Genomic DNA, 1,061 nt, shown 5'->3' on the forward strand with positions numbered 1-1,061 from the left:
GGGTGGGGGCGTGCACGACGGGCGTGGTGCGCGGCCGGGCCGGGCGGCCGTCGGCGTCGGTGGGGACGGCCCAGGTCACCGACCAGTGCGGGCGCAGGCGTTCCTCCACCGGCCGGTCGGCGAGCAGGTCGGGGGTGAGCGGGCCGTGCGCGGCGGCGGTGCGCCAGCGGGTGGTGCCGTCCCGGGAGTCCTCCACGACGGTGACGCCGTCCTCGGTCCGGCGGCGCAGGGTGCGCGGGGTCTCGCCGTTGACCTCGACGACGACCTCGTCGAGCCCGGGCAGGGCGAGCAGCAGGGCGTCGTCGACGGCGCCGAGGAGGCGTTCGGCGAGGTCGGTGGCGGCGGTGTCGCGCAGCGGCAGGATGACCGCGGTGTCGTACGGCTCCGGGGCGGAGCCCTCGGCGGCGAAGGGCAGCCGCAGGAGCGGGACATGTCCGTCGCGGCGGCGGATCTCGTCCCCGAGGCCGGGACTGTGCCGGGCGGTGTCGGCGGCCAGGGTCCGGGCCTCGGCCAAGGACCAGCGGACCCCGCCGTGGCGGCCGATGATCGCGGGTTCGTCGGTGACGGAGAGCACGGCGGCGAAGCCGACGCCGAACCGGCCGACGGCGCCGTGGGTGTCCTGGGCGTCGCGCTTGGCGGAGGCCCGCAGGGTGGACAGGGACTCGACGCCGGTCGCGTCCAGGGGGGCGCCGGTGTTGGCGGCGACCAGCACCCCGTCGCGGAGGGTGAGCCTCAGCCGGCCGGGGGCGCCCGCGCGTGCGGCGGCGTCCGCGGCGTTCTGGGCCAGCTCGACCACGAGCCGGTCCCGGTAGCCGCCGAGGACCAGGTCCTCCTCGGCGTTGGCGTCCTCGCGGAACCGGGCGGGGCTGGTGGCCCAGGCGTCGAGGACCCCGCGGCGCAGGCGGGCGGTGCCGAAGGGGTCGGCGCCCTCGGCCGCGGGCCGCACGTACTTGCTCACGTTCACTCTCCTCGTCGACGTGAGGACGAAGGTACAGCGAGTGCGGCGGGGAGACCGAAGGACGAGGTCAGGACGGGGGTGTTGGTCGGGGTCGGGCCGGCGG

Annotated in this window: 1 protein-coding gene; it reads right to left on the reverse strand. The window is 77.6% G+C overall.

The window, feature by feature from the left end; all coding sequences use genetic code 11:
* Positions 1 to 958, reverse strand: a 958-nt coding sequence (locus V7E45_RS40270; protein ID WP_443056361.1) for a sacsin N-terminal ATP-binding-like domain-containing protein, incomplete at its 3' end; no start/stop codon positions are given.
* Positions 959 to 1,061: the final 103 nt, after the last annotated feature.

Source organism: Streptomyces sp. IBSBF 3136, from assembly GCF_036815105.1.
Lineage (GTDB): Bacteria > Actinomycetota > Actinomycetes > Streptomycetales > Streptomycetaceae > Streptomyces.